This window comes from Geobacillus sp. CAMR5420, from assembly GCF_000691465.1.
Taxonomy (GTDB): Bacteria; Bacillota; Bacilli; order Bacillales; family Anoxybacillaceae; genus Geobacillus; species Geobacillus thermoleovorans.
Map to the genome: position 1 here is coordinate 71,278 of NZ_JHUS01000029.1, position 21,753 is coordinate 93,030.

Below are 21,753 nucleotides of genomic sequence, written 5' to 3' on the forward strand. Positions count from 1 at the left end.
GCGGACCAAAGGATGGTTCGCGCTTTTGTCATGGACGAAGCGGGGAGATGACTCACTCGCCATCGGCGTCATTCCATGGGGAAAAACGGAGTGCGACAGCGTCTAATGTCGTCAATATTTCGTGGGTTTTCTGAACATGAGCAAGTTTCGCTCACCACCAAGCATGAACATAACCATTCGTGGATGGTTATGTTCACAGAAAAAACGGGTGGCTTGGCATTCAAATAAAATGATCATTTACAGCATTTCGCTTAGTGGTCACGATCATCATCACAAGCAACCATTCGCATTCTCCATTTCACCTACAAATATTTTACTCACACCTGCGGATTTCCCTGCTGGCAATCAAGATTGGAACCGTGCCGCCGTTTCGATTCAACCTTCCAAGCCAATTGATAAAATCGACATATCCGCTGTCTTCCGCGGCAATTACACGGGAACGGTATGGTTTGACGCGATCCGGCTCATGGAAGGAAACGTGGTGACGAAAAACAAATACGATGCCAGCGGAAATGATGTCACGGAAGAAGTGGATGAAGAAGGCTATGTGGCGAAAAAGAATTATGATGCCGTAGGAAACTTGTTAAGCGAGTACGATAAGAAAGGAAACAAGAAAGAGTACACGTATGATTGAAGAAGGGATATCTGACGTTAAAAAAGTTTTTCTATCCTGAAAATACCCGAACTTCAAAATGTGCAAGGTTTCAGAGTTCGACATAGCGGCATTTTCATCCCTTCGATGGTGACGAAATCTTTTTGTCATGGGAGTCTATATAGATCGTAAAGTGAATTTTCATCTCATGATGTACAATGAACGGGTATAATATGTTTAAAAGGATCCATCTTCCTTGAAAGGAGTGAAAACGTTATGGATTTTGTAAGAGTAATCAAAAACAGCAATGACTTAGAAAAGATCATCGATTTGCCTCAATCATTAAAAAATAGAAAAGTGGAAGTCATTATTCTTCCTTATGCGGATAAAGAAGATTTGGAACAGCCAAAAAAAAGGAATCTAAGAGGGGCTCTGTCCAAATATAAAAATGAGACTTTGCAAGCCCGAGAAAGCGATGCTTGGTCTAAAGCTGTGGTGGATCAATATGAAAATCATTGATGCGAATATTATTTTAAGATATCTGCTTAATGACCATGATGAGTTGTCGGGCAAAGCCGCAACGATTATTGAAGATAACAAAGTATTGTTGCTAAGAGAAGTAATCGTTGAAGTTGTTTATGTTCTTGAAAAAGTGTACAACGTAAAAAATGACGAGATCAGCGATATTCTTTTAGAATTGCTCAAATACGATAATATCGAGGTGGATGATATCGAGGTCGTAGAGGAGGCGCTTGCTCTGTTTGGCAAAAGGCGCTTGGACTTTGTCGATACCCTTTTATACGCCTATAACAAAGTGAAGGGATATCAAGTGTATACTTTTGATAAGAAGCTGGATAAGATGCTTGAGGAATAGCCGGCCATTACGGCTGTTGCGTTCTTCTTTTGGGGAATATGTAAGCGACAAAGGAGAAGATGCCGATGTCCTTGCCTCGGTTTTCCAATGTGTCGTACGAGCAATATTGGGCGTTGCGGGAACAAAGCGATGAGTGGCTTGAATATATTGATGGCGCTGTGTATATGGCTCCGTCGCCAAGCATCAAGCATCAGCTTGTTTCGAGCAACCTTCATACCGAATTGGGCCTTTATTTTCGTGGGAAGCCGTGCAACGTGTTTGCGGCGCCGACCGATATTGAACTGGCTAGCGACAAGTTTCCCGATCGCAAAGTCGTCATTCCGGATTTAAGCGTTATTTGCGATTCAAAAGGGTTTACGGAAACGAAGTATGTCGGCGTGCCTACTCTTATCGTTGAGATCTTGAGCCCTTCCAACCAGGCGCACGATTTAGTGACCAAATTCAATTTGTATATGGCGTACGATGTGAAAGAGTATTGGATCGTCAATCCGATGAAAGAGGCGATTACCGTCTATACGCTGAACGAGGAAGGACTGTATGAGCAGGCGGATGTGAAAGCGGGAACGGGTGTGGTGCAGTCGGCATGCTTTCCTGGGCTTCAAGTGGCTCTTGAGGATATGTTTCGTTGAGACGGATGGCAGACGTGCATGGAGTTGCATTCGTGATGGCGGCTTGTGGTTGACTCGACAAGTTTGCAAAGCGGGCTGTCCGTAAGGCCAATGCAGCTGGTCTTACAGACAGCCCGCTGTCTTTTATGCGGCACTAGACCGTTTCGGTTTGCGGGAGTTCGCGCAAATCGCCCGATGCCGTGTTGGGCGGCCATTGGGGCGGGTTTACGATGGTTTCGCCGCTTGTTCTTTTTGCCTCTGTTTCATGGCGCGGACGAGTTCTTCATCCGGCGTGACGTAGAGCGTTTGCTCGTTTTCGTAAATGACAAATCCCGGCTTGGCGCCGCTCGGTTTTTTTACATAGCGGATGCGCGTGTAGTCGACAGGCACGGAGCCGGAGTGGCGGGCCTTGCTGAAGTAGGCGGCAAGATTCGCCGCTTCCAAGAGCGTCTCGTCAGACGGCTGCTTGTTCCGGATGACGACGTGCGAGCCGGGAATGTTTTTCACATGCAGCCAAACATCGTCCTTATGGGCCAGCTTTGTCGTGAGATAATCGTTTTGTTTGTTGTTTTTGCCAACGAGTATTTCCGTGCCGTCGCTTGCGACGTAGCGGTCAAGCTCGGGCGCGGTTGGTTTGCGCTTTTTTGCTCCTTTCGCCGCGCGCGGGCGCAAATAGCCTTGTTCAATGAGCTCGTCGCGGATTTCCTCGACATCTTTCGGCGAGGCGGTTTCGAGCTGGCTTAAAATCGTGTCGCAATAGGCGATGTCTTCTTTCGTCCGCTCGATTTGTTCTTGAACGACGGCGAACGAGTTTTTCGCTTTTTGGTATTTTTGAAAGTACTGTTGCGCGTTCTCGGACGGCGATTTTTGCGGGTCGAGCGGAATGGTGATGGTGCCTCCGTTTTCGTCGTAGTAGTTTGCGACCTCGATTTCCGTCATGCCGCGCTTTATGGCGTACAAATGGGCGGTGAGCAGTTCGCCGTACAGTCGATAAACGTCGGCTTTCTTTGCTTCTTCGAGCGTCTGTTCGAGCTTTAGGAGCTTTTTCTCGTTTTTCGCCTTTTCGTTCGCCATGAGACGCTCGATGTCATGAGCTTGCTGCTTGACGCGGTCGCGCTCGGCCTTGCCGAAATAAAAGCGGTCCAATAGCTCGCTTGCACTCGCAAACGGTTGGCCTTCGATTTTTAAGTGCTTAAGCGGCAAAACGTAAAACCATTCTTTTTCCCCGTTCGTGTACATCATCGGGGCAAAGCGGCGGCGCCGAACGTCATCGATGAGCGCGAGGAAGCTTTTCGGCAGCGTCGTCCGGTTGGCGAGTCCAGCGCGGAACACCGCCTCATTGGCAAATAGCGGCGAAATGCCGCTGAAGGCGGAAACAAGCTGATGGGCGAGCTTGCCGGCGTGAAAGTCGATTTTTTTCAGCACCATTTCTTCCGTCGCCTCAAGCGGGTTCAGCTTGCCGTGCGTCGGTGGGGCGACGTACGGATGCCCGGGAAGCACCGTCCGGTAGCGGTTGACCGACGGCGGCAAATGTTTCAAGCTGTCGATGATCGTGTCGGTCGATGCATCAACGAGGATGATGTTGCTATGGCGGCCCATCACTTCAATGATGAGCCGCTTTGTCTGCACGTCGCCGAGTTCGTCGCGGCCTTTTGTGTCCATGACGATGATGCGGTCAAAATCGACTTGGCGGACCGCTTCGATGACGCTTCCTTCCAACTGTTTGCGCAGCCGCATGCAAAACATCGGTGGCTCGGATGGGTTGTTGTACGTTTCGTTTGTCAAATGGACGCGGGCGTACGTCGGATGCGCCGACAGCATCACTTTATGGTTATGGCCGCGGGCGCGCACAAGCAGCACGATCTCATACGCCGACGGCTGGTGGATTTTCGTGATCCGCCCGCCCGCAAGCGCCTCTTCGAGTTCACCGACAATGGCGTACGTAAACACTCCGTCAAAGGACATGGAAAACACCTTTCTATTTCGTTTGTTTGCTATTTCGATCTTACCATACGACCCGCCGTTTTGAACATTTCTTTGAATATTACCTGAAGACGGACGAAGATGCCCGACGAACATGTTGCATAAAATGGGGAGGCCCGCTTTTTTGACACGATTTTTTCCCTTATGGGGGAGATGGCGTGGCAAAGGGCCCCACGACTCCTTATGTTTGTGTCGCTAAACATCATGGCGGGGACTATCATTTTTTGGGACATGTATGAATAAGCATAGAGAAGCGGGAACGGCGTGCGAAAAAATGGAAGGACGGAGGGAGACAGATGCAATGGCATACGCTCGCGGCAAGCGATGTCGCGCACGAGACGAAGACGAATGTCAAGACCGGGCTTACTGCGGCGGAGGCGGAAAAACGGCTGCGGCAGTTCGGGTACAACGAGCTGGCGGAAGGGAAGAAGGAGTCGGCCATCGTTGTCTTTTTTCGCCAGTTTCAAGATTTTATGGTGCTTGTGTTGCTTTTGGCGACGGTGATTTCCGCGTTTTTAGGCGAGTATGTGGATGCGGTGGCGATTGTCGTCATCGTGATCATGAACGCCATCCTGGGGTTTATCCAGGAGTGGCGGGCGGAAAAGTCGCTTGCCGCCTTAAAACGGTTGTCCGCTCCGCAAGCGGTTGTGTTGCGCGGCGGGGAGTGGGTGAAAGTCCCCACGCGCGAGCTTGTTGTCGGCGATGTGGTGAGACTTGCAAGCGGCGACCGGGTCGGGGCCGACATCCGCTTGATTGAGGCGGCCGGCCTGGAAATCGAGGAGTCGGCGCTGACGGGCGAATCAGTGCCGGTGGCCAAATCCGCCGCCCCGCTTCATACGAAACAGGCGTCGCTCGGCGATTTGCACAATATGGCGTTTATGGGGACGCTCGTGACAAGAGGGAATGGGGTCGGGATTGTCATCGCCACTGGGATGAAAACAGCGATGGGACAAATCGCAACGATGCTCGAAGAGGCGGATGCGGGGGCAACCCCGCTCCAGCGCCGGCTCGAGCAGCTTGGGAAAATTTTGCTTGTCGTCGCATTGGCGCTGACGGCAGCGGTCGTGGCCGTAGGTGTCATTCAAGGGCACGACCTGTATGAAATGTTTTTGGCTGGTGTGTCGCTCGCGGTCGCCGCCATTCCGGAGGGGTTGCCGGCCATTGTGACGGTCGTCTTGGCGCTTGGCGTGCAGCGGATGATCAAACGAAACGCCATCGTCCGCAAGCTTCCGGCGGTGGAAACGCTCGGCTGCGCTTCGGTCATTTGTTCCGACAAAACGGGGACGATGACGGAAAACATGATGACCGTCACGCAAGTATGGGCAGGCGGGCGGACATTTGCGGTAAGCGGCGTTGGTCTTGAAACGGATGGCGAGTTTTCTGAACGCGGCCGGACGGTTGATCCGAACCGCGTTCCCCAGCTCGCTCGCCTGTTGACAATGGGGGTGCTTTGCAATAGTTCGGAGTTGAAAGAGGAAAACGGCCGGCGTTACGTCGACGGCGATCCGACGGAAGGAGCGCTGCTGGTCGCGGCGGCCAAAGCTGGATTGGCGAAAGGAATGCTTTTGCGTGAGTACACGATCGAACAGGAGTTTCCGTTTGATTCCGAGCGGAAAATGATGACGGTGATCGTCCGCGACCGAAACGGCCGTCGGTTTGTCGTGACGAAAGGGGCGCCCGATGTGCTGCTTGAGCGGGCGGACCGCCTTGAATGGAACGGCCGCGAGCAGATGCTGACCCCGGCGTGGAAAGAAACGATCGAGAAGGCGATTCGCCAGATGGCGTCTTCCGCCTTGCGCACGATCGCCGTCGCGTATCGGCTGCTTGCGGAAACGGAACGGATCGAGTCGGAGAAGGATGCGGAGACAAAGCTTCGGTTCCTCGGCGTCGCCGGCATGATCGATCCGCCGCGGCCTGAGGTGAAGCAAGCGGTGGCGCGATGCAAAGAAGCGGGCATGAAAACGGTGATGATCACCGGCGATCACGTGTTGACAGCCACCGCCATCGCCAAACAGCTTGGCGTGCTCCCGCCCGGCGGCAAAGTGATGGACGGGGCGATGTTGTCGAAGCTGTCGGTCGATGAGCTCGAACGCGTAGTTGATGAGATTTACGTGTTTGCCCGCGTCGCTCCCGAGCATAAGCTGAAAATCGTCAACGCCCTCAAGCGTCGCGGCCATATTGTCGCCATGACCGGCGACGGGGTGAACGATGCGCCCGCTCTGAAAGCAGCTGATATTGGCGTCGCCATGGGCCGTTCGGGGACGGAGGTGGCGAAAGAGGCGGCGTCGCTCGTTTTGTTGGATGACAACTTTGCGACGATTGAGGCGGCGATCGAAGAAGGGCGCAACATTTACGAAAACATCCGCAAGTTTATCCGCTACTTGCTCGCCTCGAACGTCGGGGAAATTCTCGTCATGTTGTTTGCGATGCTGCTTGCCTTGCCGCTGCCGCTCGTGCCGATTCAAATTTTATGGGTCAATCTTGTCACCGACGGTTTGCCAGCCATGGCGCTCGGGCTCGACCAACCAGAAGAAAACGTGATGAAGCGGCCGCCGCGCCGTCCCGATGAAGGGGTGTTCGCCCGCGGGCTCGGCTGGAAAATCGTAAGCCGCGGTGTTTTGATCGGCGTTGTTACGCTGGCTGCGTTTCTGACCGCCTATGAACGGAGCGGCGAGGATCTCGTTTACGCCCAGACGGCGGCGTTTGCGACGCTTGTGTTGGCCCAATTGATCCATGTGTTCGACTGCCGTTGCGACCATTCGGTTTTTGACCGCAGTCCGTTCGGGAACATATACCTTGTCGCGGCGGTGATCGTGTCGCTGCTTTTGCTCGTTGTCGTCATCTATTACCCACCGCTTGCCGCAGTGTTCCATACGAAGCCGCTCGCAGCGGTCGATTGGCTGCTCATCATTGGCTTGTCCGCCTTGCCGACATTTTTGTTTGCTGGCTCGCTTTTTACGAGAAAATAAAAGGATGGATATGTTATAATAAAAAGGGTGATAGAGGAACGCTCTATGACCTTTTCTTTTTCATCAAGGCAACGACGGATGTGATGATATGGTTTACAGCATGACCGGCTTCGGCGCAAGCACAAAAAAAACGGATCGTTTGATGGTGGCGGTGGAAATGAAATCGGTCAACCACCGGTTTTGCGAAATTTCCATTCGCCTCCCTAGACAATGGCTCGTGTTTGAGGATAAAATAAAGAAAGCAATTTTGCCGTACGTGCGGCGCGGAAAAGTGGAAGTGTTCGTCACGATCGCCGGCGAAGGACTTGTAAAGCGGAACGTACATATTGATTGGGATTTGCTCGGCCAATATTGGGCCGGGTTGCAGGAGGCAGCAAAGCGATTTGCCGTTGACGGCAGCGTGACGGCGGCCGAGCTGCTTCGGCTTGATGGGGCGGTCGAAGTTGTGGAAGAGGAAGGAGCGAACGAGGAGGTCGAGCCGCTGCTTTTGGCCGCTGTCGATGAAGCGGCAAAGGCACTTGTTGCCATGCGCCGGCGCGAAGGGGAGGCGCTTGCCGCGGATTTGCGCGCCCGTCTTCATGAAGTCGAAGCCGGGGTGGAAGCCATTGAACAGCGGGCGCCGCTTGTTATTGAACAATACCGCGAGCGGCTTGCGCGCCGCCTGCGCGAATGGGCGCCCGCTCCGGTCGATGAGGCGCGCCTGCTCACAGAAGTGGCGGTGTTTGCCGAAAAGGCGGACATTCATGAGGAATTGAAACGCATCCGCAGCCATTTGGCGCAAATGGCAGACGCCTTAGAAATGGACGAACCGATCGGGAGGAAGCTGGACTTTTTGGTGCAAGAGTTGAACCGGGAAGTCAACACGATCGGCGCCAAGGCAAACGACAGCCTGATTGCCGCGCAAGTCGTTGAGATGAAAAGCGTGCTTGAGAAAATGCGCGAGCAAGTGCAAAACGTGGAATAACTGTTTAAAACGACTTGTTGGCGGCAACAATATCGGATATGGCAGGTGGGCGTGTCATGATGATGAAATTTATCAATATCGGGTACGGAAACATGGTGTCAGCCGCCCGCATCATTACGATTGTCAGCCCTGATTCGGCGCCGATCAAACGAATCATTCAAGATGCGCGCGAAAGCGGCAAGCTCGTTGACGCGACGCACGGGCGGAGGACGCGCGCCGTCATCATCATGGACAGCGATCACGTCATTTTGTCGTCCGTGCAGCCGGAAACGGTGGCGAACCGCTTATATGGAAGCGACGATTTCTCCGAGGAAGGGTAGGGTTTTGGGCGTTGAAGAACGAACGTGGGTTGTTGATCGTCATGTCGGGTCCGTCTGGCGTTGGCAAAGGAACGGTGCGCAAGGCGCTGTTTTCGCAGCCGGACATCAATCTTCATTATTCGGTGTCGGTCACGACGCGCAAGCCGCGCGAAGGCGAAGTGGAAGGCGTCGACTACTTCTTCCGCACGCGCGAGCAGTTTGAACAAATGATTCGGGAAAACAAGCTGCTCGAGTGGGCGGAATACGTCGGCAACTACTATGGCACGCCGATCGACTACGTGGAGAAGACGCTTGCCGAAGGGAAAGATGTGTTTTTAGAGATCGAAGTGCAGGGAGCGATGAAAGTACGGCGGGCGTTTCCAGAGGCGCTCTTCATTTTCCTTGCTCCGCCAAGCCTCACGGAGCTTGAAAAGCGGATCATGGGACGCGGCACCGAGTCGAAAGAGCTGATTGAAAATCGGCTGCGGGCGGCGAAAGAGGAGCTTGAAATGATGGACGAGTACGACTATGTCGTGGAAAATGATGAAGTGGAGCTCGCCTGCGAGCGGATCAAGGCGATCGTCATCGCCGAACATTGCCGGCGCGAACGCGTCGCCGAGCGATATAAACGGATGTTGGGGGTGGAATGACGATGCTGTATCCTTCCATCGATTTGCTGATGCAAAAAGTCGATTCGAAATACAAGCTCGTCACGGTAGTGGCCAAACGGGCGCGTGAGCTGCAGGACGGTGCGGAGCTGATGGTGAAAAAGCCGGTGTCGAAAAAATTTGTCGGCCAGGCGCTCGAGGAAATTGCCGGTGACAAGGTCGAATTAGTGGAGGAGGAAAAATAACAACCTAGCTTTAGGTTGTTATTTTTTTCAATGTCGGGGGGTGGCCAACATGATCAAGGGAAAACATATTTTGCTTTGTGTGACCGGGGGGGTGGCGGCGTACAAGGCGGCGGCGCTCACCAGCCAGTTGACCCAGCGCGGCGCTGAAGTAAAAGTGATCATGACAGAAGGGGCGTGCCAGTTCATTACACCGCTCACGTTTCAAGCTTTGTCGCGCCAGGAAGTGTATGTCGATACGTTTGCCGAAAACAACCCGGCCGTCATCGCCCATATCGATTTGGCGGACTGGGCTGATCTCGTTTTGGTCGCACCGGCGACGGCCAATACGATAGCGAAGCTGGCCGCCGGCATCGCCGACAATATGGTGACGACGACGATTTTGGCGACGAAAGCGCCCGTCTGGATTGCTCCGGCGATGAACGTCCATATGTACGAGCATCCGGCCGTCCAGGCGAACATTGAGCGGCTCTGTAAGTTCGGCTACCGGTTCATCGAACCGTCGGAAGGCTACTTGGCGTGCGGCTACATCGGCAAAGGGCGTCTCGAGGAACCGGAGAACATCATTGCCCATATCGAGCGGTTTTTTGCCGGCGATCCGCCGCTGTTTCGCGGGAAGCGCATTCTTGTCACCGCCGGGCCGACGCGGGAGAAGCTCGACCCAGTCCGCTATTTCTCTAACTATTCGAGCGGAAAAATGGGCTACGCCATCGCCGAAGCGGCGGCCCGCTTCGGCGCTTCGGTGACGCTCGTCTCCGGACCGACGGCGCTCCCATCGCCCGATGGCGTCGAGACGGTGGCGGTTGAATCGGCGGAAGAAATGTATGAAGCGGTTTTGTCTCGCTTTGCGGAAACGGACATCGTGATCAAGGCGGCGGCGGTCGCCGATTATCGGCCGAAATATGTGGCGGCGTCCAAAATCAAAAAGCAACCGGGTGATTATGTGGTGGAGATGGAGCGGACGGTGGACATCTTGAAAGCGCTTGGTGAGCGGAAAACGGGACAGATTTTAGTTGGATTTGCCGCTGAGACGGACAACCTTGAACAGTATGCGTTAAAAAAGCTTGAAGAAAAGCGGCTTGATATGGTCGTCGCCAACAATGTCACCGAAGAAGGGGCAGGGTTTGCCGGCGATACGAACATCGTCACCATCTTCCGCCGCGACGGCGTCGTTCGGCCGCTGCCGCTCATGACGAAACGCGAGGCGGCCGAGGAAATTTTAAAAGAAATTCACGCGTATATCGAGGCGATTCGATGAAAGTAGCATCCGTGATTGTCGATGTCCCGTCCCGGCAGACGGACCGCCCGTTTGATTATTTGATTCCGGAACGCTGGCAAGGCATCATCCAGCCGGGCATGCGGGTGACGGTGCCGTTTGGGGCGCGGCGTTTGCAAGGGTTTGTCGTTGATGTGAAAGACCATTCCGACATCAAACAACTGAAACCGATTGAGCATGTGCTTGATGTCGTGCCGGTGTTAAACGAAGAGCTGCTTGATCTTGGCCGCTATTTAACGGAAACGACGCTTTGTTTTGCCATTTCGGCGTACCAGGCGATGCTGCCGGCAGCGATGCGGGCGAAATATGAAAAAACGCTCCGTTTGACAGATGAAGAGAAGAGAGAGAGGTTGCCGGATGAGGTAAAGCCGCTGTTTGCCGGGCGGACGGAAGCCGCTTGGAAAGAGGTTGAGGCGGCCGGTTTATGGCGGGCGGCGCAAAAAGCGGTGCAGCAGGGCGTGCTCGAGGCGGTCTACAAGGTGAAAGAAAAAGCGGGCAAGAAAACGGTGAAGCACGCCGCTCTTGCCATTCCATCGGAACAGGCGAAACAGGAGCTCGGGTCGCTGCCGGCAAGACAAAAAGAGGTGCTTTCATTTTTGCTTGAAAAAGGGAAGGCGGCGTCGGTTGCCGAACTGCAAGCGGTGCTTGGCGTCTCCTCAGCGCCGCTGAAAGCGCTCGTCGACAAAGGATTTGTGGTGCTGAACGATGTCGAGGTGTACCGCGACCCGTACGAGCATCGCACGTTTCAGCCGAGCGAGCCGCCGGCGCTCACCCAGGCGCAAGAGGCGGCGTTGGCGAAGATCGCCGCTTCGGTGCGCGCTGGGGAGCATCGCACGTTTTTGCTGTATGGCGTCACCGGCAGCGGGAAGACGGAAGTGTATATGCAGGCGATTGATGAAGCGTTGCGCCAAGGAAAGGAAGCGATCGTTCTCGTGCCGGAAATTTCGCTGACGCCGCAAATGGTCGAGCGCTTCAAAAGCCGGTTCGGCTCGAAAGTAGCGGTGCTTCACAGCGGGCTGTCGGTCGGCGAAAAATATGACGAATGGCGGAAAATTCACCGGAAAGAAGTGCAGCTTGTCGTCGGTGCGCGTTCGGCTGTGTTTGCCCCATTTGAAAACTTAGGGATGATCATCATCGATGAGGAGCATGAGACGAGCTACAAGCAAGAAGAAATGCCGCGCTATCATGCGCGCGATGTCGCCATTTACCGCGCTCGCCGCCACAGCTGCCCGGTCGTGCTTGGCAGCGCCACCCCCTCGCTTGAGACGTTCGCCCGCGCCGCCAAAGGGGTGTACGAGCTGCTCGAGCTGCCGGAGCGCATCAGCGACCGCGGCCTGCCGGACGTTCATGTCGTCGATATGCGCGAGGAGCTGCGAAGCGGCAACCGTTCGATGTTTTCACGCCGGTTGCTTGACGAATTGCGCCGCCGGCTTGAGCGCGGCGAGCAGGCAGTGTTGCTGTTGAATCGACGCGGTTATTCGACGTTTGTCATGTGCCGCAGCTGCGGCTATGTCATCCGCTGTCCGCACTGCGACATTTCGTTGACGTACCATCGCGCCGGCGAGCGGATGAAATGCCATTATTGCGGGCATGAAGAGCCGCTTGTCCCTCGCTGTCCATCGTGCGGAAGCGAACACATCCGCTTTTTCGGGACCGGCACGCAAAAAGTGGAAGAAGAACTGACGAGGTTGCTGCCGAAAGCGCGCGTCATCCGCATGGATGTCGACACGACCGGCCGCAAAGGGGCGCATGAAGAGCTGCTTTCCCGTTTTGCCGCCAAGGAAGCCGATATTTTGCTCGGCACGCAAATGATCGCCAAAGGACTTGATTTTCCGAACGTCACGCTTGTTGGTGTGCTGGCGGCCGACACGATGCTTCATTTGCCCGATTTCCGCGCCGCGGAAAAAACGTTCCAGCTGTTGACGCAAGTGAGCGGGCGCGCCGGGCGGCACGAGCTGCCCGGCGAAGTCATCATTCAGACGTATACGCCTGACCACTACAGCATTGAACTGGCCGCCCGCCACGACTACCGCGCCTTTTACCAGCGGGAGATGGCGCTGCGCAAAGCGCACGGCTATCCGCCGTACTATTATTTGACGCTCATTACCGCCGCCCACGAAGAGGCGCCGGCTGCGGCCAAAGCGGCGGAAAAGATCGCCGCCTATTTGCGCAAGCATCTGTCGCACGAAGCGGTCGTTCTCGGCCCGGTTGCCTCGCCAATCGCCCGTCTTCACGATAGATATCGCTACCAATGCATGATAAAATACAAACGGGAGCCGAATTTGACCGCGGCGCTCAAGGCGGTCATCGACCGCTACCAAGCCGATGCCGCCCATGGCGGAGTGACGATTACGGTCGACACGAATCCGTATATGATGATGTGAAGATGGAGGAATGACATTGGCCGTTTTGTCGATTGTGATGCATCCAAATCCAATTTTGGAACAGCCGTGCGCGCCGGTGACGATATTTGACCGTCGGCTCGGGCGGCTGCTTGACGATATGTATGAAACGATGCTTGCCGCTGACGGGGTGGGCCTAGCTGCCCCGCAAATCGGCGTCGCGGAACAGGTTGCGGTCGTTGATGTCGGAGATGAGCACGGACGCATTGAGCTCATCAACCCGGTCGTGATCGAGGCGCGCGGCGAACAAGTGGATGTTGAAGGCTGTTTGAGCTTTCCTGGTTTGTTTGGCGAAGTGCCGCGCGCGAAATTTGTGAACGTGCGGGCGCAAAACCGGCGCGGCCGCCCGTTTACGCTTTCCGCGACCGGTTTTTTGGCGCGCGCCCTGCAGCATGAAATCGACCATTTGCACGGCGTGCTGTTTACGTCGAAAGTGATTCGATATTGCGATCTTGAAGAATTGGAAGGATAGATGCCAATGACGAACATTGTGTTTATGGGAACACCTGACTTTGCCGTGCCGATTTTGCGCCAGCTGCTTGATGACGGTTATCATGTTGCAGCGGTCGTCACCCAGCCGGATAAGCCAAAAGGGCGGAAGCGCGAGCCCGTTCCGCCCCCGGTGAAAGTGGAAGCGGAGCGCCGCGGCATCCCGGTGCTGCAGCCGACAAAAATTCGCGAGCCGGAGCAATACGAACAAGTGCTGGCGTTTGCGCCCGATTTGATTGTCACGGCTGCGTTCGGGCAAATTTTGCCGAAAGCGCTGCTTGATGCACCAAAATACGGCTGCATCAACGTCCATGCCTCGCTTCTGCCCGAGCTGCGCGGCGGGGCGCCGATCCATTACGCCATTTGGCAAGGGAAAACGAAAACGGGCGTCACGATCATGTATATGGTGGAGCGGTTGGACGCCGGCGACATGTTAGCGCAAGTCGAAGTGCCGATTGCCGAAACGGATACGGTCGGCACGCTCCATGATAAATTGAGCGCCGCCGGGGCTAAACTACTATCAGAAACGCTTCCACTTTTATTGGAAGGAAACATTGCGCCCGTTCCGCAAGATGAGGAGAAAGCGACGTATGCGCCGAACATTCGCCGCGAGCAGGAGCGGATCGATTGGACGCAGCCCGGCGAAGCCATTTACAACCATATTCGCGCCTTCCATCCGTGGCCGGTCACGTATACAACGCAGGATGGGCACATTTGGAAGGTTTGGTGGGGTGAAAAAGTGCCGGCGCCCCGTTCGGCGCCGCCGGGCACGATTTTGGCGCTCGAGGAAAACGGCATTGTCGTGGCCACCGGCAATGAGACAGCCATTCGCATCACCGAATTGCAGCCGGCCGGAAAAAAACGGATGGCGGCGGGCGAATTTTTGCGCGGCGCCGGCAGCCGGCTGGCGGTCGGCATGAAGCTAGGAGAGGATCATGAACGTACGTGAACTTGCTTTAGATACGCTGTTAGCCATTGAACAAAAAGGAGCGTACAGTCATTTGCAATTAAACGAAGCCATTCAAAAAGGACGCCTTGACGGGCGCGATGCGGCGCTGTTGACCGAGATTGTCTACGGCACGGTGCAACGGCGCGACACGCTCGATTATTATTTGGCGCCGTTTTTGCGCAAGGCGCGCCGGCTTGAGCCGTGGGTGCGCGTGCTTCTTCGGTTGACGCTGTATCAAATGGTGTATTTGGATCGTGTTCCCGACCGCGCCGCCGTCTTTGAAGCGGTTGAAATCGCCAAACGGCGCGGCCATCGCGGCATTGCTTCACTTGTCAACGGCGTATTGCGGGCCATCGGCCGCGAGGGGCTGCCGTCGATCGAGGCGGTTGATGACGCGGGCAAGCGGCTCGCCCTTGCCACCAGCCATCCCGAGTGGCTCGTTCGGCGCTGGATCCAGCAATATGGTTATGAAGAAGCGGCGCGCATGTGCGAGACGAATTTGCGCCCGCCGCAATCAACGGCCCGCGTCAACCGGCTGCGTGCGACTGTCGAAGAAGCGCTTGAGCGGCTGCGCGCTGAAGGGATGCAGGCAATCCCTGGCCATGTCGCTCCGGAGGCCATCCGGGCGGAAAAAGGGAATTTGGCTCATACGGAGACGTTTCGCGCCGGTTGGCTGACGATTCAAGATGAAAGCTCAATGCTTGTCGCTCGAGCGCTCGACCCAGCCCCCGGCGAGCGGGTGCTTGACTGCTGCGCGGCGCCGGGCGGGAAAACGACCCATATCGCCGAGCGGATGGACGGGCGCGGCGAGGTCGTTGCTGTTGATATCCACGAACGTAAGGTAATGATGATCGAACAGCAGGCCAAGCGGCTCGGGCTTGACAACGTTGCGACGCTCGCCCTTGACAGCCGCCGGCTCGGCGAGCGGTTTGCCCCGGAATCGTTTGACCGCGTTTTGGTCGATGCGCCGTGCACTGGATTCGGCGTCATTCGCCGCAAACCGGAGATCAAATATACGAAAGGGAAAGACGCCATCGCCGCGCTTGTCGAGATTCAGCAAGCCATTTTGCGGGCGGCCGCCCCGCTTTTGAAAAAAGGCGGTACGCTTGTCTACAGCACATGCACGGTGGAGCGCGAGGAAAATGAAGAAGCCATCGCCCGCTTTTTAGCGGATCATCCGGACTTTTTCCTCGACGCCAGCCTTGCCGAACGGATGCCGGAACCGGTGCGGCCGCATGTGAAAGGCGGCATGTTGCAGCTTTTGCCGCATCATTTTGACTCTGACGGGTTTTTTATCGCCCGACTGCGAAAGAAGGTGTAAAAGCATGGAAATGGTTCGTCCGGCTGCCCGCCGCTCTGTCGGCGAAACGCAGCCTCCGTTGCCATCGATTTATTCGCTCACGCTAGACGAATTGAAGGAATGGCTTGTCGCTCAAGGCGAAAAGCCGTTTCGGGCCACGCAAATTTACGAGTGGCTGTATCAAAACCGTGTCACCGATTTTGCCGACATGACGAATTTGCCGAAGCGGCTGCGCGAACAGCTAGCGTCATCGTTTTCGATCACGACGTTGAAAACCGTGGTCAAACAAACGTCTAAAGACGGAACGATCAAATTTTTGTTTGAGCTCCATGACGGCTATTCGATCGAGACGGTGCTCATGCGTCATAACTACGGCAATTCGGTGTGCGTCACGACGCAAGTCGGCTGCCGCATCGGCTGCACGTTTTGCGCTTCGACGCTCGGCGGACTGAAGCGTCATTTAGAGGCGGGCGAGATCGTCGCCCAAGTCGTGCAAGTGCAAAAGGCGCTCGATGACACGAATGAACGCGTCAGCAGCATCGTCGTCATGGGCATCGGCGAGCCGTTCGACAACTACGATGCGCTCATCAAGTTTTTGCGCATCGTCAATCACCCAAAAGGGTTGAACATTGGCGCCCGCCATATCACCGTTTCCACCAGCGGCATCATCCCAAAAATTTACCAATTTGCCGATGAAGGAATGCAAGTCAACTTCGCCATTTCGTTGCATGCACCGACGAATGAGCTGCGGACGAAACTCATGCCGATCAATAAAGCGTACCCGCTGCCCAAGTTGATGGAGGCGGTTCGGTATTACATTGAAAAAACCGGCCGGCGCGTGACGTTTGAATACGGATTGTTCGGCGGGGTGAACGACCAGCTTGAGCACGCCGAGCAGTTGGCCGAGCTGATTAAAGGGCTGAAATGCCATGTGAATTTGATTCCGGTTAACTACGTGCCGGAGCGCAACTATGTGCGCACGCCGCGCAGCCAAATTTTCGCCTTTGAACGGGCGTTGAAAAAACATGGAATCAATGTCACCATTCGCCGCGAACATGGACACGACATCGATGCCGCCTGCGGACAGCTTCGCGCGAAGGAGCGAAAAGAGGAGACGAGGTGAATCGGATGCGAGCCGTTTTCCGAACTGACATCGGCCAAATTCGCGAACATAACGAAGACAGCGGCGGCGTATTTGTCAATCAAAGCGGCCAATATTTAGCGGTCGTCGCTGACGGGATGGGCGGCCATCGCGCCGGTGATGTGGCCAGTTCCATGGCGGTGGCGTATTTGCAGGAGCGATGGGAGAAAGAGAGTAGCCTTGCTTCGCCGGCTGAGGCGGAGCAATGGCTCAAGACGCAAATTGCGGCGGCGAACGAACAACTGTTTCGCCATGCCTGTTCCCACCCGGAATGTCAAGGAATGGGGACGACGGTCGTCGCCGCCGTTTGCGCTAATTCGTTTGCGACGGTTGCCCATATCGGCGACAGCCGCTGCTACGTGCTCAACAAAAGCGGAATTCAGCAGCTGACCGACGACCATTCGTTGGTCAATGAGCTCGTCAAAAGCGGGCAACTTTCGAAAGAAGCGGCTGAGCATCATCCGCGCAAAAACGTGCTGTTGCGGGCGCTTGGCACGGAACCGGCGGTGAAAATCGACGTGAAAACAGTGGCGCTCGACGAGGGCGACATGTTGTTGTTATGTTCGGACGGGTTGTCCAATAAAGTGCCGGAAGCGGACATGATACATATTTTGACGGGTGCCGGCACGCTGGAAGAGAAGGCGGAGGCGCTTATCCAGCTCGCCAACGGGCGGGGCGGAGAAGACAACATTTCGCTGGCGGTCATCGATGTTTCAGCGGAACGTGAAGGTGGGTGATCGGCGTGCTCATTGGAAAGCGATTGAATGACCGCTATAAAATCATCAGCCTCATCGGCGGCGGCGGCATGGCCAACGTGTATTTGGCCCGCGATATGATTTTGGAACGCGATGTTGCTGTCAAAGTGCTCCGCCTTGATTTTGCCAATGATGATCAGTTCATCAAACGGTTCCGCCGCGAGGCGCAAGCGGCGACGAGCTTAAACCATGAACATATCGTCTCCATTTATGACGTCGGCGAAGAGGAAGGCGTCTATTACATCGTCATGGAATATGTGCGCGGCGCGACGCTGAAGCAATACATCCAGCAGCACGCTCCGCTTCCGGTCGAACGGGCGCTTGGCATCATGGACCAGCTGACATCAGCGATCGCCCATGCCCATGAGAACGGCATCATCCATCGCGACATTAAACCGCAAAACATTTTGCTTGATGAGCACGGCAATGTGAAAGTGACCGACTTCGGCATCGCTGTGGCGATGAGCGGCACGACGATCACGCAGACCAACTCGGTGCTCGGTTCGGTTCATTATTTGTCGCCGGAGCAGGCGCGCGGGGGCATCGCTACTGAAAAATCAGACATTTATTCACTCGGCATTGTCATGTTTGAACTCGTCACCGGTCGGCTGCCGTTTTCCGGCGAATCAGCCGTTTCGATCGTGTTGAAGCACTTGCAGGCGGAAACGCCGTCGCCGAAGGCGTGGAATCCGGACATCCCGCAAAGTGTGGAAAACATTATTTTAAAAGCGACGGCGAAAGACCCGTTTTACCGCTACCAATCCGCGCGCGAAATGAACGAGGACATTCGGACAGCGCTGGATCCAAGGCGGCGCAATGAGCCGAAATTTACCATACCCGATGACGATGAGGAAGCGACGAAAGCCATTCCGATGATCAAACATGCGGAAAGCGCGGCGTTGGAGCAAGAGACGCTTGTGTACGAGGAAAAAACGAGCGAACCGGTTCATACGACGGGCGAACCGAAACCGAAGCGGAAACGGGTATGGATTGCCTGGCTTGTGGCTGCCTTGCTGTTCATTGGAGCTGCCGGCATCAGCGCGGTCACATGGATTCCGGACCTCATTTTTCCAAAAGAAGTGACGATGCCGAACGTGGTCAACAAAAACTATGATGACGCTGTTGAACAGCTGTCGTCGCTCGGTTTGGAAATCAAAGATACGATCGATGTAGAAGATGATCAAATCGAAGAAGGAAAAGTCGTGCGCACCGATCCAGAAGCCGGCATGACGGTGAAGAAAGGTGCCGGCGTCATTATTTATAAAAGCATTGGAAAAAAGAAAATCGAATTTCCAAGCTTCATTGGCGATGATATTGCTGCGGCGGAGGAGGAGCTGCGCGCCGAAGGATTTACCCGCATCACACGCAGCGGCCGCTACAGCGACAAGCCGGAAGGGACGATTTTGGATCAATACCCGTACGCCGGTGATGAAGTCGTGCCTGATGAAACGGAAGTGATGTTCACCGTCAGCCTCGGGCCGGAGAAGGTCACCGTTAAAGATTTGACTGGCTATACGGAAAAAAGCGTGCGCGACTACGGCGCGGATCAAGGGCTGCGCATTGACGTGAAGTACGAGTATTCGGACGAGGTGCCAGAAGGGCTTGTCATTTCGCAAACTCCAGCGGCGAACGAGCGGGTAAAAAAAGGGGAAACCATCACAGTCGTCATTTCCCGCGGGCCGGAGCCGAAGCCGTCCAAAACGGTAGTGAAAGAGATTATGATCCCATATGAACCGGCGATGCCGGGGCAAATGGTTGAAGCCCAGCTTTACATCCAAGATGCCACCCACAATATGTCAACGCCATACAAAACATACCGGCTGACGGCGCCAGCGACCGAGATGGTCGAGTTTGAAATTCCATATGGGGAGACCGCTTATTACCGCGTCATTGTCAACAATGTCGTCAAAGAGGAAGGATCGATCCCGTACCCAGAAAATAACGGAAAAAAGGGGTGAGGCTATGGCGGAAGGGCAAATCATTAAGGCGTTAAGCGGATTTTATTACGTCCTGTCCGAAGGCCGCGTGTTCCAATGCCGCGGGCGCGGTGTGTTCCGCAAGAAAAAAGTGACGCCGCTCGTCGGCGACCGCGTCGTTTTTCAGGCGACGAGCGAAACGGAAGGCTATATTTTGGAGATTGGCGAGCGGCAAAATGAGCTTGTGCGGCCGCCGATTGCCAACGTCGAACAGGCGATTTTAGTCTTTTCGGCTGTAAGCCCGGACTTCAGCGCCAAGCTGCTCGACCGCTTTCTTGTCTTGGTTGAATCGAAACGCATCACGCCGATCATTGTCATCAGCAAAATCGATTTGTTGGATGGCGAATCAAAAGAAGAGATTGCCCGCTACGTGCATGATTACCGGCGCATCGGCTACGACGTGATTGAAACGTCAGCAGTGACCAAGGGCGGCCTCGATGAACTGGCGTTGCGCCTTCGCGGCCGCGTCTCAGTCGTCGCCGGGCAGTCCGGCGTCGGCAAATCGTCCCTATTAAACGCGCTCCGTCCGGATTTGCGGTTGAAAACGGGCGACATTTCCACCCATTTAGGGCGCGGCAAGCATACGACCCGCCATGTCGAACTGCTTGAGGTCGCCGGTGGGCTTGTCGCCGACACCCCAGGGTTTAGTGCACTTGAGTTCGACCAGATCGAGCTTGACGAATTGCCGCATTATTTTCCTGAATTCCGAACGTACGGGGAAGGGTGCAAGTTCCGCGGCTGCCTTCATATCGCCGAGCCGAAATGCGCTGTGCGTGAGGCGGTCGAGGCCGGGGAGATTCCGTCGTACCGCTATGACCACTACGTTAGTTTTGTTGCCGAAATGAAAGAACGAAAGCCGAGGTATTGAACATGATTCGAATTGCGCCATCGATTTTATCAGCCGATTTCGCCCGCCTGGCTGAGGAGATTCGTTCGGTCGAGGAAGGCGGGGCGGATTGGATTCACGTCGATATCATGGACGGGCATTTCGTGCCGAATTTAACGTTCGGGCCGCCGGTCGTGGCCGCCATTCGACCGGTGACGAAGCTGCCGCTTGACGTCCATTTGATGATCGCCGACCCGGACCGATACATTCCGGCGTTTGCGAAAGCGGGCGCGGATGTGATTTCCGTCCATGTTGAGGCGTGCGTGCATTTGCATCGGACGATTCATTTTATCAAAGAACAAGGCGTCAAAGCCGGGGTGGTGCTCAATCCGCATACACCGGTCGAGATGATCCGCCATGTGATCGGTGATGTCGATCTCGTCTTGTTGATGACGGTCAATCCAGGGTTTGGCGGACAGGCGTTCATTCCGGCGGTCGTGCCAAAAATCCGTGAGGTCGCCCGGATGGCCAGCGAACAAAATAAAGAGGTCGATATTGAGGTCGACGGCGGCATCAATGCGGAAACGGCGCCGCTTTGCGTGGAAGCCGGGGCGAACGTGCTTGTCGCCGGCTCGGCCATCTACAATGAACGGGATCGAGCCGCCGCCATTCGCACGCTTCGCGAAGTGTGCGCCAACTAGCCAAAAAGGCAGCGCCGCTTTTGCCATCTTATCGAGCCGCAGGGTGATGAGAGCAAAGAAAAGGACGGAAGATGGCCGCCTCGGCCCTTGCTGAAAGGGGGAAACGCATGTGTTGATCCATATTGTCGGCGGCGGTCCGCGCCACCTTCTTCCCGATTTGCGCTCGTATGATGGGAACGATGTGCAGTGGGTCGGCGTCGACCGCGGTACGAAAGCGCTGCTGGATTTCGGACTCCGTCCGGTGCGGGCGTTTGGCGATTTTGATTCGCTGCCGGCAGAGGAGGTCAAGCGGCTAAGGGAGATGCTGCCGGAGCTTGACATTTGGCCGGCGGAAAAAGATAAAACGGATATGGAGATCGCTCTTGACTGGGCGGTTAGGCAGACAGATGGGGCCATCCGTCTGTTTGGGGCGACCGGCGGGCGGCTTGACCATTTGTTTGGCAACGTTGAGCTGCTGTTAAAGTACGCCGGGCGGCCCATTGAACTCATCGACCGGCAAAACGTGCTCACCGTCCATCTGCCCGGCGTGCATACGGTTGCGCGCGACGATCGATACCGCTATGTGTCATACATCCCGATTTCCGAAACAGTGGCGGAGCTTACGCTTATCGGATTTAAATATCCGCTAACAAACTGTCATATTTCCCGCGGTTCGACATTATGTATTAGTAACGAACTTATCCAATCTTCCGGTACTTTTTCGTTTTCAGAAGGCATATTAATGATGATAAGGAGCAGCGATTTTGCCGGCTGCCCGTAGTCGCGCTTGGCTTATGACGGAATATAATGGATAAGGAAA

Annotated in this window: 21 protein-coding genes; 20 read left to right on the top strand and 1 reads right to left on the bottom strand. The window is 55.2% G+C overall.

What is annotated here, in order from left to right:
• The first annotated feature begins 136 nt into the window (after nt 1-136).
• The 4 genes from DI44_RS19425 to DI44_RS10650 all read left to right on the top strand — a co-directional run bounded on the left by DI44_RS19425 (nt 137) and on the right by DI44_RS10650 (nt 2,095).
• Nucleotides 137-634, top strand: a complete 498-nt coding sequence (locus DI44_RS19425; protein ID WP_190304882.1) for an RHS repeat domain-containing protein — start codon at nt 137-139, stop codon at nt 632-634.
• Between the two features lie 234 nt (nt 635-868).
• Entirely contained in the window at nt 869-1,111 is a 243-nt protein-coding gene (locus tag DI44_RS10660; protein ID WP_011230660.1) for a hypothetical protein, read from the top strand.
• Nucleotides 1,098-1,466, top strand: a complete 369-nt coding sequence (locus DI44_RS10655) for a PIN domain-containing protein (RefSeq protein ID WP_033012322.1) — start codon at nt 1,098-1,100, stop codon at nt 1,464-1,466. Before DI44_RS10660 ends, DI44_RS10655 begins: the two co-directional genes overlap by 14 nt.
• Nucleotides 1,467-1,531: 65 nt before the next feature.
• Nucleotides 1,532-2,095, top strand: a complete 564-nt coding sequence (locus DI44_RS10650; RefSeq protein WP_014195408.1) for a Uma2 family endonuclease — start codon at nt 1,532-1,534, stop codon at nt 2,093-2,095.
• 204 nt (nt 2,096-2,299) lie between these two features.
• Here DI44_RS10650 and DI44_RS10645 read toward each other — a convergent pair whose 3' ends face one another.
• Entirely contained in the window at nt 2,300-4,039 is a 1,740-nt protein-coding gene (locus tag DI44_RS10645) for an NFACT RNA binding domain-containing protein (RefSeq protein WP_033025057.1), read from the bottom strand.
• A gap of 314 nt (nt 4,040-4,353) precedes the next feature.
• Between DI44_RS10645 and DI44_RS10640 the strand changes: the two genes are divergently transcribed.
• The 16 genes from DI44_RS10640 to DI44_RS10565 all read left to right on the top strand — a co-directional run bounded on the left by DI44_RS10640 (nt 4,354) and on the right by DI44_RS10565 (nt 21,714).
• Nucleotides 4,354-7,026 (top strand): cation-translocating P-type ATPase, encoded by a 2,673-nt coding sequence (locus DI44_RS10640; protein ID WP_033025058.1) that lies wholly within the window; start codon nt 4,354-4,356, stop codon nt 7,024-7,026.
• Between the two features lie 88 nt (nt 7,027-7,114).
• Nucleotides 7,115-7,990 (top strand): YicC/YloC family endoribonuclease, encoded by an 876-nt coding sequence (locus tag DI44_RS10635; RefSeq protein WP_013523365.1) that lies wholly within the window; start codon nt 7,115-7,117, stop codon nt 7,988-7,990.
• A gap of 56 nt (nt 7,991-8,046) precedes the next feature.
• Nucleotides 8,047-8,310: a DUF370 domain-containing protein gene (locus tag DI44_RS10630; RefSeq protein WP_011230666.1), complete on the top strand. Its 264-nt coding sequence runs from the start codon at nt 8,047-8,049 to the stop codon at nt 8,308-8,310.
• Nucleotides 8,311-8,321: 11 nt separating this feature from the next.
• Complete coding sequence (gene gmk / locus DI44_RS10625) at nt 8,322-8,939, top strand: guanylate kinase (protein WP_011230667.1); 618 nt, start codon at nt 8,322-8,324, stop codon at nt 8,937-8,939.
• Between the two features lie 2 nt (nt 8,940-8,941).
• Complete coding sequence (rpoZ, locus tag DI44_RS10620; RefSeq protein ID WP_011230668.1) at nt 8,942-9,142, top strand: DNA-directed RNA polymerase subunit omega; 201 nt, start codon at nt 8,942-8,944, stop codon at nt 9,140-9,142.
• 49 nt (nt 9,143-9,191) lie between these two features.
• Nucleotides 9,192-10,397 (top strand): bifunctional phosphopantothenoylcysteine decarboxylase/phosphopantothenate--cysteine ligase CoaBC, encoded by a 1,206-nt coding sequence (coaBC, locus tag DI44_RS10615; RefSeq protein WP_033025059.1) that lies wholly within the window; start codon nt 9,192-9,194, stop codon nt 10,395-10,397.
• Nucleotides 10,394-12,799, top strand: coding sequence for a primosomal protein N' (gene priA / locus DI44_RS10610; protein WP_011230670.1), 2,406 nt, complete (start codon nt 10,394-10,396; stop codon nt 12,797-12,799). The genes coaBC and priA overlap by 4 nt, the downstream gene beginning before the upstream one ends.
• Before the next feature lie 16 nt (nt 12,800-12,815).
• Nucleotides 12,816-13,289 (top strand): peptide deformylase, encoded by a 474-nt coding sequence (def, locus tag DI44_RS10605; protein WP_033025060.1) that lies wholly within the window; start codon nt 12,816-12,818, stop codon nt 13,287-13,289.
• A 6-nt stretch (nt 13,290-13,295) separates the two neighbouring features.
• Nucleotides 13,296-14,255: a methionyl-tRNA formyltransferase gene (gene fmt / locus DI44_RS10600; protein ID WP_014195414.1), complete on the top strand. Its 960-nt coding sequence runs from the start codon at nt 13,296-13,298 to the stop codon at nt 14,253-14,255.
• Nucleotides 14,242-15,576: a 16S rRNA (cytosine(967)-C(5))-methyltransferase RsmB gene (gene rsmB / locus DI44_RS10595; RefSeq protein ID WP_011230673.1), complete on the top strand. Its 1,335-nt coding sequence runs from the start codon at nt 14,242-14,244 to the stop codon at nt 15,574-15,576. Before fmt ends, rsmB begins: the two co-directional genes overlap by 14 nt.
• Before the next feature lie 4 nt (nt 15,577-15,580).
• A complete protein-coding gene (rlmN, locus tag DI44_RS10590; RefSeq protein ID WP_020278167.1) occupies nt 15,581-16,678 on the top strand; it encodes a 23S rRNA (adenine(2503)-C(2))-methyltransferase RlmN in 1,098 nt (365 codons plus the stop codon).
• Nucleotides 16,679-16,683: 5 nt separating this feature from the next.
• The gene (locus tag DI44_RS10585) at nt 16,684-17,433 is read left to right on the top strand and encodes a Stp1/IreP family PP2C-type Ser/Thr phosphatase (RefSeq protein WP_011230675.1); all 750 of its coding nucleotides are present in this window, start codon (nt 16,684-16,686) and stop codon (nt 17,431-17,433) included.
• 5 nt (nt 17,434-17,438) lie between these two features.
• On the top strand, nt 17,439-19,409 hold the full coding sequence (gene pknB, locus DI44_RS10580) for a Stk1 family PASTA domain-containing Ser/Thr kinase (protein ID WP_011230676.1): 1,971 nt from the start codon (nt 17,439-17,441) through the stop codon (nt 19,407-19,409).
• A 4-nt stretch (nt 19,410-19,413) separates the two neighbouring features.
• The gene (gene rsgA / locus DI44_RS10575) at nt 19,414-20,295 is read left to right on the top strand and encodes a ribosome small subunit-dependent GTPase A (protein ID WP_014195416.1); all 882 of its coding nucleotides are present in this window, start codon (nt 19,414-19,416) and stop codon (nt 20,293-20,295) included.
• Between the two features lie 2 nt (nt 20,296-20,297).
• Nucleotides 20,298-20,954, top strand: a complete 657-nt coding sequence (gene rpe, locus DI44_RS10570; RefSeq protein ID WP_014195417.1) for a ribulose-phosphate 3-epimerase — start codon at nt 20,298-20,300, stop codon at nt 20,952-20,954.
• A gap of 109 nt (nt 20,955-21,063) precedes the next feature.
• The gene (locus tag DI44_RS10565; protein ID WP_033025061.1) at nt 21,064-21,714 is read left to right on the top strand and encodes a thiamine diphosphokinase; all 651 of its coding nucleotides are present in this window, start codon (nt 21,064-21,066) and stop codon (nt 21,712-21,714) included.
• The last annotated feature ends 39 nt before the right edge of the window (nt 21,715-21,753 follow it).